Source organism: Nitriliruptor sp. (genome assembly GCF_040882075.1).
In the GTDB taxonomy this organism is placed as follows: Bacteria; Actinomycetota; Nitriliruptoria; order Nitriliruptorales; family Nitriliruptoraceae; genus Nitriliruptor.
Genome location: NZ_JBBEBZ010000211.1, coordinates 1 through 14,801 on the forward strand (window position 1 = coordinate 1; position 14,801 = coordinate 14,801).

14 protein-coding genes and 1 pseudogene are annotated in these 14,801 nt (G+C 71.7%); 10 read left to right on the forward strand and 5 right to left on the reverse strand.

Annotated features, from left to right (window positions below):
* From WEB03_RS15260 to WEB03_RS15270, 3 genes and pseudogenes are all read left to right on the forward strand, one after another.
* Window positions 1-319 (forward strand): annotated as a pseudogene (locus tag WEB03_RS15260) (hypothetical protein); the annotation flags it as partial.
* Between the two features lie 307 nt (window positions 320-626).
* Window positions 627-1,319, forward strand: a complete 693-nt coding sequence (locus tag WEB03_RS15265; protein ID WP_368071777.1) for a fasciclin domain-containing protein — start codon at window positions 627-629, stop codon at window positions 1,317-1,319.
* 115 nt (window positions 1,320-1,434) lie between these two features.
* A complete protein-coding gene (locus WEB03_RS15270) occupies window positions 1,435-1,923 on the forward strand; it encodes a hypothetical protein (RefSeq protein ID WP_368071778.1) in 489 nt (162 codons plus the stop codon).
* On the opposite strand, the gene WEB03_RS15275 is transcribed toward WEB03_RS15270, so the two are convergent.
* Window positions 1,920-2,507 carry a mismatch-specific DNA-glycosylase gene (locus WEB03_RS15275; RefSeq protein WP_368071779.1) on the reverse strand — a complete coding sequence of 196 codons (588 nt, stop codon included), beginning with the start codon at window positions 2,505-2,507 and terminating at the stop codon, window positions 1,920-1,922. The genes WEB03_RS15270 and WEB03_RS15275 overlap by 4 nt on opposite strands.
* Window positions 2,508-2,765: 258 nt before the next feature.
* On the opposite strand from WEB03_RS15275, the gene ectA reads away from it, so the two are divergent.
* The 4 genes from ectA (at window position 2,766) to thpD (ending at window position 6,078) form a co-directional block, all read left to right on the forward strand.
* Window positions 2,766-3,287 carry a diaminobutyrate acetyltransferase gene (ectA, locus tag WEB03_RS15280; protein ID WP_368071780.1) on the forward strand — a complete coding sequence of 174 codons (522 nt, stop codon included), beginning with the start codon at window positions 2,766-2,768 and terminating at the stop codon, window positions 3,285-3,287.
* Window positions 3,288-3,334: 47 nt separating this feature from the next.
* Window positions 3,335-4,630 carry a diaminobutyrate--2-oxoglutarate transaminase gene (gene ectB / locus WEB03_RS15285; RefSeq protein ID WP_368071781.1) on the forward strand — a complete coding sequence of 432 codons (1,296 nt, stop codon included), beginning with the start codon at window positions 3,335-3,337 and terminating at the stop codon, window positions 4,628-4,630.
* Between the two features lie 37 nt (window positions 4,631-4,667).
* Window positions 4,668-5,057, forward strand: coding sequence for an ectoine synthase (locus WEB03_RS15290; protein WP_368071782.1), 390 nt, complete (start codon window positions 4,668-4,670; stop codon window positions 5,055-5,057).
* Window positions 5,058-5,169: 112 nt separating this feature from the next.
* Window positions 5,170-6,078 carry an ectoine hydroxylase gene (gene thpD, locus WEB03_RS15295; RefSeq protein WP_368071783.1) on the forward strand — a complete coding sequence of 303 codons (909 nt, stop codon included), beginning with the start codon at window positions 5,170-5,172 and terminating at the stop codon, window positions 6,076-6,078.
* Window positions 6,079-6,094: 16 nt separating this feature from the next.
* On the opposite strand, the gene WEB03_RS15300 is transcribed toward thpD, so the two are convergent.
* Window positions 6,095-6,727, reverse strand: coding sequence for a PaaI family thioesterase (locus WEB03_RS15300; protein WP_368071784.1), 633 nt, complete (start codon window positions 6,725-6,727; stop codon window positions 6,095-6,097).
* A 97-nt stretch (window positions 6,728-6,824) separates the two neighbouring features.
* Between WEB03_RS15300 and WEB03_RS15305 the strand changes: the two genes are divergently transcribed.
* A complete protein-coding gene (locus WEB03_RS15305) occupies window positions 6,825-7,064 on the forward strand; it encodes a hypothetical protein (RefSeq protein ID WP_368071785.1) in 240 nt (79 codons plus the stop codon).
* Here WEB03_RS15305 and WEB03_RS15310 read toward each other — a convergent pair.
* Genes WEB03_RS15310 through WEB03_RS15320 form a run of 3 tightly spaced genes read right to left on the reverse strand, consistent with a single transcriptional unit; the run spans window position 7,061 to window position 10,386 of the window.
* Window positions 7,061-8,440, reverse strand: coding sequence for a hemolysin family protein (locus WEB03_RS15310; protein WP_368071786.1), 1,380 nt, complete (start codon window positions 8,438-8,440; stop codon window positions 7,061-7,063). The genes WEB03_RS15305 and WEB03_RS15310 overlap by 4 nt on opposite strands.
* Window positions 8,437-9,762, reverse strand: a complete 1,326-nt coding sequence (locus tag WEB03_RS15315) for a hemolysin family protein (protein WP_368071787.1) — start codon at window positions 9,760-9,762, stop codon at window positions 8,437-8,439. The genes WEB03_RS15310 and WEB03_RS15315 overlap by 4 nt, the downstream gene beginning before the upstream one ends.
* 54 nt (window positions 9,763-9,816) lie before the next feature.
* The gene (locus WEB03_RS15320; protein WP_368071788.1) at window positions 9,817-10,386 is read right to left on the reverse strand and encodes a TetR/AcrR family transcriptional regulator; all 570 of its coding nucleotides are present in this window, start codon (window positions 10,384-10,386) and stop codon (window positions 9,817-9,819) included.
* 127 nt (window positions 10,387-10,513) lie between these two features.
* Between WEB03_RS15320 and WEB03_RS15325 the strand changes: the two genes are divergently transcribed.
* Both WEB03_RS15325 and WEB03_RS15330 read left to right on the forward strand, forming a co-directional pair.
* A complete protein-coding gene (locus WEB03_RS15325; RefSeq protein WP_368071789.1) occupies window positions 10,514-12,394 on the forward strand; it encodes an acyl-CoA dehydrogenase in 1,881 nt (626 codons plus the stop codon).
* A 120-nt stretch (window positions 12,395-12,514) separates the two neighbouring features.
* Window positions 12,515-14,801, forward strand: a 2,287-nt coding sequence (locus WEB03_RS15330) for a transglycosylase domain-containing protein (RefSeq protein WP_368071790.1), incomplete at its 3' end; no start/stop codon positions are given.

Genomic DNA, 14,801 nt, shown 5'->3' on the forward strand with positions numbered 1-14,801 from the left:
CCGCCGCCACCACACCCTCGTGCACCGCCGCGGCTGGCACCAGACCCTCGACCCCCACGGGACCTACCGGCTCCGCCGCCGTGGCCGGACCTGGACCACCCAGCCCCGCCACGACCAGCAGCTCCCACCACCGAGCGACCCCGCCACCGCCACCTCCGCCCGCGCTGGGCCCGCCGCTACACGCGCCGGACCGGGAGCGGCACGTGCAGGACCCGGTGCTCCACACGCCGGGCCGGACCGCCCAGCCGCCGCTCGGCCGGAGGGTGGACGGCCACCCCCGGGACGGATCGACTCCTCGGAACCCGCCTTCCCGTTCTGACCCCACCTCGCGGCCCGTCCACCCGTCGCCTTCGCACGCCTCACCCGCCGACCACCCGGTCGCGCGGGCTCGAGGCGTGTTCCGACACCACGGTGACCTCGCGGGTCCAACCGGTGATCGCTCGCGCCAGGTGCGCTGACCTCCGGCGAACGCCTCGCAGCGAAAACCGACCGCACGGGCAGGAGGGTCCAAGCCGACCGGCGGAGGGCGGCGAACCAGGAGCGCGAGACCGGCTACGACCGCGGTAGTAGCTCACCGCTCTCCGCCCCGCCCCCCACCACCACCACTCGATCCCAGGAGCACCACCGTGCGTTCCACCCGACGTTCCCTCCGCATCACTGCAGCCGCGGCCTCCGCCGCCCTGCTCCTCGCCGCCTGCGGCGGCGACGACACCGACGCCGACACCACGAGCGCCGACACCGAGACCGAGACCACCGAGGAGATGGGTGACGACGAGATGGGCGGCGACGAGATGGCCGCCGACCTCACCGCCACCAACCTCGGCGAAGCGTGCGCCGCGATCCCGGCCGACGGCGCCGGTTCGGCCGAGGGCATGGCCCAGGACCCCGTCGCGACCGCCGCGTCGAACAACCCCCTGCTGTCCACCCTCGTCTCGCTCGTCGACCAGGCGGGCCTCGTCGACACCCTCAACGGGCTCGAGGCTGCGACCGTCTTCGCGCCGACCAACGACGCGTTCGACGCGCTGCAGGAGTCGGACCCGGAGCTGTTCGACACCGTCGCCAACGACCCGGACCTGCTCGCGACCGTGCTCACCTACCACGTCGTCGGTGGTGAGGAACTGAACGCGCAGGACCTGCTCGACGCCGGCTCCGCGACCACCGTCGCCGAGCAGGACGTCACCGTCGTCGAAGGTGGCGTCGAGGGCATCCAGGTCGAGGCCGCCGGTGGCAACACCGCCGACGTGATCTGCGGCAACGTCGAGACCGCGAACGCGACTGTGCACCTCATCGACGCGGTGCTCCTGCCGGACGTCGGCTGACCCACGCGGCCCGCGTCCCCGCAGGCCATCGCACCAGGCAGGAGCCCCGCCGCTGGCGGGGCTCCTGCGCGTCGTGCCGGTAGCGTGGGGTCACCGCTCAGCGACGAGGTCCGACGTGCAGTTCGACGAGCTCCGCTACGTGTGCCAGGAGGCCGCGCTCGACCTCGTCCGACAGCGCGACCGGCCGCTGCCGCCGACGGTCGTGCTGCCGGCGCCCGAGCGGACGCGACTGCTGACCCTGCCCCGGTTCCCCGACGACGACGAGGCCCGGCACGCGGTGCTCGCCGAGCTCGCCGCGGACGAGATCACCCCGACGCAGACCCCGGCGTGGGGCTTCGTCGCCGAGGCCGAGATCGCCGACCGGGACGCCGTCGTAGTGGTGTTCGGTGCCCGCCGGCACGCTCCGCACCTGACCGCGTCGTGGTTCGGGGAGGACGGCGACCTCGAGGAGTTCGCCCCGGACGAGGAGCTCGACCCGACGGCGTTGCCGTTCCTCCACCCGCTCCAGCACGCGGTCGACTCGCTCCCAGCCGTCGGCGAGGGGTTCGACGCGATGGACCCCAAGCGCGGCGGCGGTGGCGGCGGTCTGCCGATCGTCCCCTAGCCCTGGCCCGGGACGGCCGGCACGACCCCCGCGGCCTCGGCCACCTCGCGGTACCGGGCCGCGAGCGACTCGATCGTCTCGTGCGCGTTCAGGCCGGAGGGGTTCGGCACCACCCAGAGCTCCGCGTCGGCGATCGTCTCCTGCTGGGGTCCGACGACGGCCCGCGGTCGAGCGAAGGCCGTGCGGTAGGCGGTGATGCCCGCCACGGCCACCACCCGCGGTCGCCAGATCGCGAGCCGCCCACGCAGCGCCGCTCCCCCGGACCGGAGCTCCTCGGAGGTCAGCTCGGAGGCCTTCGCCGTGGCGCGCGGCGCGATGTTGGTGATGGCGATGCCACGATCGATCAGGTGCTGCCGGTCCGCATCGGAGAGGCCAGCGACCCGGTCGAGCTCGCGGTCGGTGATGCCCGCCCGGTGCAGCGCCGGGTAGAAGCGGTTCCCCGGGTGGGCGAAGTGCGTCCCGGTCGCCGCCGTCCAGAGCCCGGGGTTGATGCCGACGAACACCAGCCGGGGTGGCACGTCGCCGACGAGGTCGGGCACGACCGCGTCCCGGAACCCGTCGAGCTCCGCACGGGTGAAGCCCACGACCGCTCCTGGCTCGACGACCGCCGGAGGGTAGGGACATCCCCCCGTCCGTTCGGACGGTGACCGGACTTGCGAGCCCCGGGGGGCCGCTCGTTACGGTCGTGACGAGCGGTCGGGCGACGTCGGGGGGCGACGCTCGACGCTGTCGCTCCACACGACCCCGGGGACGGGACCGAGGCACGCGGTCCCGACCCCCGCGATGACCACTCGCCCCGGGCCAGCTCACCCGCGACCGTGACCCCCACCACCGGAGATCGTGTGACCGCCCCATTCGCGCCCGCGCCTGAGACGCCCGTGTCGCACCAGCTGCGCCACCTCGAGCACGGCGACGGCGCGGCGCTACACGCCCTGGTGCGCGACGGTGGCGGTCTCGACCTCAACTCCCCCTACGCCTACGTGCTCGGGGAGCGGTTCTGGGCCGACACCAGCGTGGTCGCCGTCGGACCGTCCGGTCCGGAGGGTTTCATCCTCGGCGTCACCCCACCGCCCGACCCGACGACGCTGTTCGTCTGGCAGGTCGGCGTCGCACCGGAGGCGCGCGGCCGCGGGCTCGGTCTCACGATGCTGCGTTGGCTCGTGGACACGGTCGGCCCTCGCCACCTCGAGGCGACCGTCACCCCGAGCAACACCGCCTCCCGCCGCCTGTTCGCCGCGCTCGCCCGGGAGCTCGGTACCGACCTGGCGGTGTCGCGGTGGGTCGAGCCGGACGAGCTCGGCGACGTCGACCACGAACCCGAGGACCTGCACCGCATCGGTCCCATCGCCGGCCCGACCGGCTGACCGCTCCCGCCCGTTCCGCACCCACTCCCGATCACCGGAGTTCCACCGTGGACACCTTCACCCGCCTCGAGTCCGAGGTCCGCAGCTACTGCCGGTCGTGGCCGACCGTCTTCTCGCAGGCACGAGGCAGCTGGCTGATCGACGAGGCCGGCACCGAGTACCTCGACCTGTTCGCCGGCGCCGGTGCGCTCAACTACGGCCACAACGACCCGGACATCAAGGCCGCGCTCGTCGACTACCTCGCCACCGACAACGTGATCCACAGCCTGGACATGCACACGGTCGCGAAGCGGGACTTCCTCGACACCTTCGAGCAGGTCATCCTGCGCCCCCGCGGGATGAACCACCGCGTGATGTTCCCGGGTCCGACCGGGACCAACGCCGTCGAGGCCGCACTCAAGCTGGCTCGCAAGGTCACCGGCCGCACCAACGTGGTCTGCTTCACCAACGCCTTCCACGGCATGACCCTCGGTGCGCTCGCCGTCACGGGTGACTCCATGAAGCGCGGCGGCGCGAACGTCCCGCTGTCGCACACCCACCGGATGCCGTTCGACGACTACTTCCGGACCGGCGTCGACACCATCGACTACCTCGAGGCCTACCTCGCCGACGCCGGGTCAGGCATGGCGCTGCCCGCCGCGGTCATCCTCGAGACCGTCCAGGGTGAGGGCGGCCTGCGGGTCGCGTCCGACGCGTGGCTCCAGCGCCTCTCCGCCCTCTGCCGCGAGCACGGCATCATCCTGATCGTGGACGACATCCAGGCCGGCTGCGGACGGACCGGGACCTTCTTCAGCTTCGAGCCGTCCGGGATCGTCCCCGACATCGTGACGCTGTCGAAGTCGCTGTCCGGCCTGGGCCTGCCGATGGCCGTCACCCTCATCCGCCCGGACCTCGACGTCTGGGAGCCGGGCGAGCACAACGGCACGTTCCGCGGCTTCAACCCCGCGTTCGTCACCGCGACGGCGGCGCTCGAGCGGTGGCGCGACGGCGCGTTCGCCTCGGAGGTCCGGCGCAAAGCCGACCTCATCACGACCGGCCTGCAGCGGCTGGCCGACCGGCTGCCCGAGGGCGAAGCGAACGTCGTCGGTCGAGGGATGATGCAGGGCGTGGAGCTCGAGCCGGGCGGCCTCGCCGCTCAGGTGGCCGCCCAGGCGTTCGAACGCCAGGTCCTGGTCGAGACGGCGGGCGCAGCCGACCAGGTCGTCAAGCTCCTGCCGCCGCTGACGATCTCCGACGCCGAGCTCGCGACGGCCTTCGAACGCCTCACCGAGTCGCTCGATGCCGCGATCGCCGACCGCGACGACCTCGCGCTGACCGGAATGCCCGAGCTCCAGACCGCCTAGTCACCGCTCCCCCACCACCGCACCGGAAGGCACCACCGTGATCGTCCGTACCCGCGCCGACCTCGACGGCACCGACCGCGTCACCGTGGCCGGGACGTGGTCGAGCCACCGTCTGCTGCTCGCCCGTGACGGCCAGTCGTTCTCGTTCCACGACACCACGCTGCACGCCGGGACCGAGACGCAGATGTGGTACCGCAACCACGTCGAGGCCGTGTACTGCGTCGGCGGCACCGGCGTGCTCGAGGACCTCGACGAGGGGGTCACCTACCCCCTCGCGGACGGGACGATGTACTGCCTCGACGGCAACGAGCGCCACATCGTCCGCGCGCACACCGATCTGCGGATGATCTGCGTGTTCGACCCGCCGGTCACCGGGCAGGAGACCCACGACGTCGACGGCGCCTACCCCCTGCTCACCGACGCCTGAACGACGGTTGCGGGCACCGCCCCACCGTCGCACCATCGCACCATCGCACCATCGCACCATCGCACCATCGCACGAGACCACCCCGCCCCGACCCGAGGAGCGTGACCAGCACATGCCGACGACCCGGACCTTCGACCGCTACCCGACCCGCGTCGCGAACGAGCCACGGATCATCGATCGCACCGACCCGGTCGTCGCCGCATCGGCCCGCGAACCGGGGGCAGGTCCCCTGACGACCGAACAGGTCGACGCCTTCGAGCGCGACGGGCTGCTGTTCCTCGAGGACGTGTTCACCAAGGACGAGACCGACCGCTACCTCGCCGAGCTGCATCGGCTGTCCGCCGACGACGAGCTCCGGGCACAGGAGCGGGTGATCACCGAACGCGGGACCGACGAGGTCCGCTCGATCTTCGAGATCCACCGCGTCAGCGACCTGTTCGCACGGATGGCCCGGGACGCTCGGCTCGCCGACGTCACCCGGCAGCTGCACGGCGAGGACGTCTACCTGCACCAGACGCGGGTGAACTTCAAGCCGGGCTTCCGCGGCAAGGAGTTCTACTGGCACTCCGATTTCGAGACCTGGCACAGCGAGGACGGGATGCCGACGCCGCGGGCGATCTCGGCGTCGATCGCCCTGACCGACAACACCGAGCACAACGGGCCGCTGATGGTCATGCCGGGCTCACACACCCGGTTCGTGTCGTGCGTCGGCGAGACCCCCGACGACAACTACCGGTCCTCGCTCCAGGCGCAGGAGGTCGGGACGCCCGACGAGGACAGCCTCAGCCAGCTCGCGGCCGAGTTCGGCATCGTCGCACCGAAGGGCTTGGCCGGATCGGTCGTGTTCTTCGACTCGAACATCATGCACGGGTCGAACGGGAACATCACGCCGTTCGCCCGCAGCAACGCCTTCTTCGTCTACAACGCGGCCAGCAACGCGCTGGAGGGACCGTTCGCGGCGTCCGCGCCACGCCCGTCGCACATCGCCCACCGCGAGGTCGAGGTGCTGCCCCGCAGCTGACCGGACCCGGACGTCCTCAGGGGCGCATCCGCGACGGGGCGATCGCGATGAACACGGCGTGCGAGGTGGCCACGATCTCACCGTCCCCCTCGGTGACGCGGGCCTCGGCTTCGCAGTACAGCTTGCGGCCCTCGCGGCGCACCAGCCGGGAGCGGAACTCGAGCGGCTGACCGATGGGCGTCGCCGCGAGGTAGCGCACGGTGATCTCACCGGTGAACGCCGCGGTGTTGGTGAACGTCAGCAGGTAGCCCTGCACGTCGTCGAAGATGGCGGCGACGATGCCGCCGTGGGACCGGCCGGGGGCACCCTCGAACGCTGGCCCGAGCTCGACCCGTGCCACGGCCTCGTCGCCGTCACGGTGCACGTCGATCGCGATGCCGAGCGGGTTCCAGGGTCCGGACACGAAGCACTCGTCGAAGTGCACGATCCGGTCGCCGTCGGCGACCTGGACCTCGAACATACGGCGCTTGAGCTCGAGCATGTCCCGGGACCGGCTAGGTGCGGCCTCGAGCTCGCCCGCGACGCGATCGGCGGCCACGGCCATCCGCTCGAGCAGGTCGGCGTCGGCCTCGTGACCGGACAGCGCGTGACCGAGCCGCCGCAGGGCGGCGGCGGCACGTGCGCGGGGGTGGTCGTGCGGATCGGTCACGGCGGTCCTCGAGGTCGGTCGCAGCGGGTCACGCTACCCGCGGTCGGACCCGCTCCCCCGCGGTGTCTACGCTCCGCCGACCGCCCGGAGCGCTGACGTGGACGACCCGACCCCGCAGGACCCCGTCGAAGCCGACGTCGACCTCGCCGTGGCCGCGCAACAACGGCTCGGCGAGACGCTGCTGGCGCGCAGCGACGAGCCCACGCGGCGCTGCGGGCTGTGCCGTCACTACCTCAACCCGGGACACGACCTCGCGCTCTGCTGGCACCCCGACCAGCGCTGCCTCGTCGACGCCGACTGGGTGTGCCGCGCCTTCGAGGGCGAGTCCGAGGGTTAGAGCTCGGTGGAGGCGGACCCCGGCCGGGTGGGCTCGACCGGGGCATCGGGGCGACGCACCTCGACCTCGTCGGCACGCCGGCCCTCGAGGCCGAGCACCGTCAGGGTCCACCCGTCCTCGGTCACCGACCGGTCCCCCACCTCGACCAGGCGGCCGACCTGCTCGGTGATCCACCCCGAGACGGTCTCGGCGTCGCCGCCGGTGAGCTCGAGCCCGCAGAGGCGTTCGAGCTCGTCGCGCCGGTAGGTGCCCGGCACCACCCAGACGCTCTCGGTGTCCCGCGGCCGCGCCCCCGCTTCGTCGAACTCGTCGTCGATCTCACCCACCAGCTCCTCGAGCACGTCCTCGAGGGTGACGAGCCCAGCTGTACCGCCGTACTCGTCGACCACGAGGACGGCGTGATCGCGTCGCTCGAGCATCTCCCGCAACAACGACTCGAGGTCGCGGGACTCGGGGACCGCGGGGATCGGGCGCAGCACCTGCCCCACGGTGGTGGTGTCCGGGTCCCCGACGTCCCCGACGAGGACGTCCTTGACGTTGACCAGACCGACCACGTGGTCGAGGTCCTCGCGGTAGACCGGCAGGCGCGTGTGCCCCGAAGCTGCGGCCACGACGAGCACCTCCGACAGGGTCGTCCCGTCCGGCACCCCGACGAGGTCGACCCGGGCCGTCATCGCGTCCTCGGCGTCGATGTCGGCCAGCTTCAAGGCCGCACCGATGACCCGCGCGTCCCGCGCCTCGATCGTGCCCCGGTCCCCGGACTCGGCGACCACGAACGCCAGCTCTTCGGCGGTGTGGACCAGCTTGTGCTCGTCCACCGGTTCGACGCGCACGGCGCGGACCAGCAGGTTCGCCAGCCCGTTGAGCAGCACGATCAGGGGACGGAAGAGGGTGACGAACCACCCGAAGGGTCGCGCCAGGGCGAACGCGACGTCCTCGGCCCTCGCCAGCGCCAGGTTCTTCGGCGCCATCTCCCCGACGACCATGTGCAGGAACACCACGATCGTGAGCGCGAACACGACGGCCAGGACCGGCACCGCGCCCGCGGGCAAGGAGGTGTCGCTCAACCAGCCGGCGAACAGCGACGCCACCGCCGGTTCGGCGACGGCGCCGAGCCCGAGCGAGCACATCGTGATCCCGAGCTGCGCACCCGAGAAGGTGATCGACAGCTCGCGGAGGCTCGCCAGCGCCCGCACCGCACGAGCGTCACCCGCGTCCGCGGCCTCCTCGACGCGGGTCCGTCGTGCGGCGAGCAGCGCGATCTCGGCGGCGACGAACCCCCCGTTGAGGACCAGGAGCACGACGCCGATCGCGATGGCGGTCCAGCTGAAGCCAGCGCCCGTGGCGTCGGCCGAGACGGCGAGCAGGGTCGTCACGAGTCCGCCTCGTCGTCAGCCGGCGGTGGCAGCACGGTGACCGTCAGCTCGGTGACCCGGACCCCGTCGACGCGGGTGACCTGCAGCTCGAAGCGGTCCTCGGTGACGGTCTCCCCCGGTTCGGGGATGTGGCCGAGGCGGTCGAGCGCCAGCCCGGCGACGGTCTCGTAGGCCCCGTCGGGGATCTCGAGGCCGGACAGCTCGGCGAGCCGTTCGGTGCGCAGGGTCCCGTCCACGAGGTAGCGGTCCGCGCCGAGCCGCCGCACGGCGTGGTGCGACCCGTCGAACTCGTCCTCGATGTCGCCCACGAGCAGCTCGAGGACGTCCTCGGTGGTCACGATGCCGGCGGTCCCGCCGAACTCGTCGATCACGACCGCGAAGGTCCGGCGCTCGCGACGCAGCGTGCTCAACAGGTCGTGGAGCAGCTGGGACTCCGGCACGACGAGCGGGTCCTGGAGGACCGCAGCCACCGTCGTGTCGGCGTGCTGGTCCGGTGGGACGAGCAGCAGGTCCTTGACGTGCACCGTGCCGCGCACCTCATCGTCCGAGCCGCCTCGCACCGGGAACCGGCTGTGTCCGGTCCGGGCAGCGAGGGCGCGGAGGTCGGCGAGGGTGTCGTCGACGTCGAGGAAGACCACGTCCGGGCGCGGGACCATCACCTCACCGGCGCGGGAGTTGCCGAGCTCGACGGCCCGACGTAGGAGCTGGCTCTGCATCCCGCTGAAGGAGCCCTCCTCGCCCGAGACCGCGATGATGCGGGCGAGCTCGTCGAGCGAGTGGCCGCTCTCGAGCTCCGACGGCACCTCGACGCGGAACACCCGTCGCGTGAGCACCTCGGCCGAACGGTCGAACACGGTGATGATCGGTCTCAGCACGATCCCGAACGCCCGGGTGAAGGGCGTCACCGCGAGGGCGACCGGCAGGGGACGCGAGATGGCGAGGTTCTTGGGGAACAGCTCGCCGACGACCATCTGGGTCACCGTCGAGAGCAGGAAGGCCAACCCGAGCGCGATGCCGAGCCGCGCCGACGCCGGGACGCCGACCAGATCGAGCAGCGGCTGGATGATCGCCTCACCGAGGGCTTCCTCGGCGACGAACCCGAGCATCAGCGAGGTCGCGGTGATGCCGAACTGCGCCGCCGAGAGCGTGAAGGACAGGTTGCTCAGCTCACGCAGGACCGTCCGGGCCCGGCGGTTGCCCTCCGCCGCGAGCTCCTCGGCCTGGGACCTGCGGAGCGAGACGAGCGCGAACTCCGCAGCGACGAACAGCCCGTTGCCGACGATCAGGGCCACGACGAGCGCGAGGCCGACCGGACCGCTCATCGGCGGCACCGGCGGGGCGTCTGAGGATGGTTCGGGTCGTCCACGGGGCGCAGGCTAGCCCGGCTCGGGGGCGGGCAGGCGCGGCAGCAGCCGGAGCGCGTGCGACCGCATGTCGAACGCCGGATCGACGAGGGCGTTCAGCCCGAGCCCCATGAGCCCGCCGACCAACAGCTCGGCGCGCACCTCGGCCTCGGCCGCGTCGATGTGCGGTTCGTGGCGTTGCCAGGCGTCCGCGAAGCGTTCCACGCGGCGTCGGTGGGAGCGGTTCACCCGGTCCGCGACCCACCGGTCGGTCAGGCCACGTGCGAGCGCGAGCTGCAGGTAGATCCGGGCGATCGGCCGCGAGTCGGTGAAGAAGGTCACGAAGGCATCGACGAGGTCCACGAGGGTGTCGGTGCCCTCGCCCTCCGGATCGGGATCGACGGCCTCGATGGCCTGACGCACCACCTCGAGGACCGCGTCCTCCTTCGAGGCGAACAGGTTGTAGAAGCTGCCGGCGCCGACCGAGGCCTGGTCGGTGATGGCCTTGAGGGTCACCCCGTCGATCCCGACCTCGTTGACCACCCGACGGGTGGCCGCCAGGATCCGCTCGCGCGTCTCGAGCCCCACGCGGTAGCGCGCCACCTCCCACCTCCCCGCGGCCGTGCCGCGTCCGGACCGTGCCGACCAGCTTGCAGAACTGGAGCGAACGCTCCAAGATGTAGCAGACGCTCCACATCTGACGCGAGCGCGCGCACCCGGGAGATCAGCCTTGAGCCACTTCAAGTCGAACCTGCGGGACATCGAGTTCAACCTCTACGAGGTCCTCGGTGCCGGCGACTACTTCGGGACCGGCGCCTACGAGGCCGTCGACGAGGATCAGGCGCGGATGCTCCTGTCCGAGCTCGACCGCTTCACGCGCGAGTCCATCTGGGCCGACTCCTTCGTCCCGGCCGACCGCACCCCGCTCGAGCTGTCCCCCGAGGGTGACATCACCATCCCCGAGGAACTCGACCAGGCCTTGCGCGCCTTCTACGAGGCTGGCTGGCACCTGCTGCCGCTGCCGACCCACCTCGGCGGCTACGGCGCTCCCCCGTCGGTCCGCTGGGCCGGTTCCGAGCTGCTCGCCGGTGGTCACGCCACCGCCATGCTGTGGCCCATCGGCGCCCTGATGGCCTCGATCCTCGACCGCGTCGGGACCGAGGGCCAGAAGCAGCGCTTCGCCCGGCCGATGATCGACGAGTGCTGGGGCGGCACGATGGTGCTCACCGAGCCCGACGCCGGGTCGGACGTGGGTGCGGGCACGACGCGTGCGACGCCGGTCGAGGAGGCCGGCGAGGACGACCTCGGTGCCGTCTACCACCTCGAGGGCATCAAGCGGTTCATCACCTCCGCCGACGCCCAGACCCACCCGAACACCGTGCACCTGGTCCTCGCTCGGCCCGACGGCGCTGGTCCAGGCACCAAGGGGCTGAGCCTGTTCATCGTGCCCAAGCTGCACGTGAACGCCGACAGCTCGCTCGGTGACCGCAACGGCGTGCGGGTCAGCAACATCGAGAAGAAGATGGGGATCAAGGGCTCGGCGACGTGCGAGCTCTCCCTCGGCCAGGACGGCACCCCCTGCGTCGGCTACCTCGTCGGCGACGTGCACGACGGCATCCGTCAGATGTTCCTGGTGATCGAGTACGCCCGGATGATGGTCGGCACCAAGGCCATGGCGACGCTGTCGACCGGGTACCTGAACGCCCTCGAGTACGCCAAGATCCGCCAGCAGGGTCCGGACATGACCCAGATGGCGGACAAGACCGCCCCGAAGGTCGAGATCATCAAGCACCCGGACGTGCGCCGGATGCTGATGGAGCAGAAGTCCCACGCCGAGGGCATGCGGGCGCTGGTCATGTTCACCGGCTGGGTCCAGGACCAAGCCGGGCTCGTCGGTCCCGACGTCCAGACCGACGTGGGACAGGACGCCGACCACGCCGCGTGGATCGCGCGCGAGGATCTGCTCCTGCCGCTGGTCAAGGGCTACTGCTCGGAGAAGGCCTACGAGCTGCTCGCCCTGTCGCTGCAGACCTTCGGCGGGTCCGGCTTCACCCAGGACTACCCGATCGAGCAGTACATCCGCGACGCCAAGATCGACACCCTCTACGAGGGGACGACCGCGATCCAGGCGCTCGACCTGCTGTTCCGCAAGATCATCCGTGATCAGGGTGCGACGTTGACGTGGCTCGCCGATCAGATCCGTGAGCTGGTCAAGGCCGGCGGCGCGGGCGACCCGTTCGTGGCCGAGCGCGAGCTGCTCGGTGCGGCGCTCGACGACACCCAGGCTCACCTCGGTGTCCTCATCGGCCACGCCGTGGCGTCGATGGACGAGGACGAGCGGACCGAGGTCTACAAGACCGGGCTGCAGTCCACCGAGTTCCTGCACTCGCTCGCCGAGACCGTGATCGGGTGGCTGCTCCTGCGCCAGGGCGAGGTCGCCCAGGCCGCGCTCGACGGCGGCGCGTCGGGACCCGATGCCGACTTCTACACCGGCAAGGTCGCGGCCGTGCGGTGGTTCGCCCGCAACTCGCTGCCGAAGGCCAGCTTCCGTCGCCGTCGCGCCGAGGACGAGGACGGCTGGATCATGGACCTCCCCGAGGCCGCCTTCTAGCCCGCAGCCCCCACCACCCGGACGCCCGGACGCCCGCTCAGCCGAGCGGGCGTGCGGCTTCGGTACCGTTGCTCGGTCCGCCGCAGCGCGGATCCACCCACCCTGCGCGAGGTAGAGACGATGGCCGCACGCTCGAAGAACACGGCTGCGCAGGCGCCGTCCCGACCGTGGTGGAAGCGCTGGTACGTCGCGCTGCTCGTCCTCCCGGCGATCGCGCTCGCCGCCATCGGGCTCCTGCTGTTCTTCCTGGTCTTCTCGTCGATCCCGCTCCCCGGTGACATCGCGGTCACCGCGTCGACGGTCCTCGACATCGACGGCGAGGAGGTCGGCAACCTCTCGGAGGCCGCCAACCAGGAACTGGTCGAGTTCAGCACGATCCCCGAGCACACCCGCCAGGCCGTCATGGCCGCCGAGGACCGCGGCTTCTACGACCACAACGGCATCTCGGCCACGGGGATCGCCCGCGCCCTGTTCACCAACGTGCGTGGAGGCGGTGTCCAGCAGGGCGGCTCGACCATCACCCAGCAGTACATCAAGAACGCCGCGCTCAGCCCCGAACAGACCTACACACGCAAGGTCCAGGAGGCGGCGCTCGCCATCAAGCTCGAGCGGGCGTACGAGAAGGACGAGATCCTCGGCTTCTACCTCAACTCGGTGTACTGGGGCCGCGGCGCCATCGGCATCGAGTCGGCCGCGCAGGTCTACTTCGGAGTCCCGGCCAGCGACCTCGACGTGAACCAGTCGGCGACCCTCGCCGGGATCCTGCCGGCTCCCGAGGCGTGGGACCCGATCGAGAACCCCGAGCGGGCCGACGAACGACGGCGCTTCGCCCTCCGCGGCATGCTCGAGGAGGGCTGGCTCGATCAGGCTGCCCACGACGAGCTCGTCGAGGCGGGCCTGCCAGAGGTGAGCCAGCGTGCCAACGTCGACCTCGGCCCGAACGCGTACTACCTCGACGCGGTCCGCCGCGTGCTGACCGCCCAGCCCGAGTTCCAGGGCAACGAGCTCTACCGGGGCCTGCGCGTCCACACCGAGCTCGACCAGCGGCTGCAGGCCGCCGCGCAGGAGGAGCTCACCCGTGCGGTGTCCGAGGGTCCGACCGACTCCGGCGCCATCGTGACCGTCGACCCGCGCACCGGTGGCGTGCGCGCGCTCGTGGGTGGCCCCGACGCTCGTGAGCAGAGCCTCAACACCGCACTCGTCAGTCCGCGGCAGCCGGGGTCGACCTTCAAGGCCTTCACCCTCCAGGCCTTCACCGAGGCCGGCAACTCGCCCGAGACCCGCTTCTCGGCCCCCGCGGAGATCGACGTCGAGGGCGCCGACGACGTCACGATCTCGAACTTCGGTGGGACCACCTTCGGCGAGCAGACCGTCTACCAGGCGACCGCGTCGTCGACCAACACCGTCTACTACCAGATGCAGGAGGAGGCGGGTCGCGAGCGCGTCATCGAGGCCGCGGGGCGTGCCGGGCTCCCGCGTGCCAAGGACGAGGAGTTCTACCCGACGGACGCGGCTCTGCGGCCCGACGGGACGACCATGGCGCCGAACCCGTCGCTCACCCTCGGACCGACCGAGTTCACCCCGCTCGAGATGGCGTCGGCCTTCGGCACCTTCGCCGCCGAGGGCGTCCACGTCGACCCGCACCTGATCGTCCGGGTCGAGGACCCCGACGGCCGCGTGGTGTGGGAGCCCGCCCGCGAGGAGGAGCAGAGCGTCGAACTCAACGTCTCCCGCGTCGTGACCCAGGGGCTCCGCGGCGTGATCACGTCCGGCAGCGGGACCGCGGCCGACATCGGTCGTCCCGCCGCCGGTAAGACCGGCACGACCCAGGAGTCGCGCGACGCCTGGTTCGTGGGATACGTGCCCCAGCTGGCCACCTCGGTCTGGCTCGGCAACCTCGACAACTCGCAGATCGAAGGCGAGGCGACAGGCGGTGGGCTCGCGGCACCGCTCTGGGGTGCGTACATGGCTCGCGCCGTCGACGGGCTCGAGGTCGAGGACTTCGTCGCACCGGACCTGTCATCGCTCGATGGCGGGGAACCCGAACCCGACGAGGAGTGCCCGGAGGGCTACGCCTTCGGGGATCCTCCGACCGAGGCCGACGAGGACGGCTTCTTCCCCGACGTGCTGACCGACATCCGGGACGCCGACGGCAACCCCTGTGTCGAGGAGGCGCCCGAGGAGGAGGAGCCCGAGTGCCCGGAGGGCTACGCGTTCGCCGATCCCCCGGGCCCGGACGCCGACCCGCAGCCGGACGTGCTGACCGACGTCACCGACGACGAGGGCCGGCCGTGCGTCGAGGAGTCACCCGAGCCGGAGCCGACCGAGGAACCCGAGGACGACGACGGGCTGATCGATGGGCTCCTCGACGACGGCGAGGGTGACGACGGCGCGGCGGACGACGGCA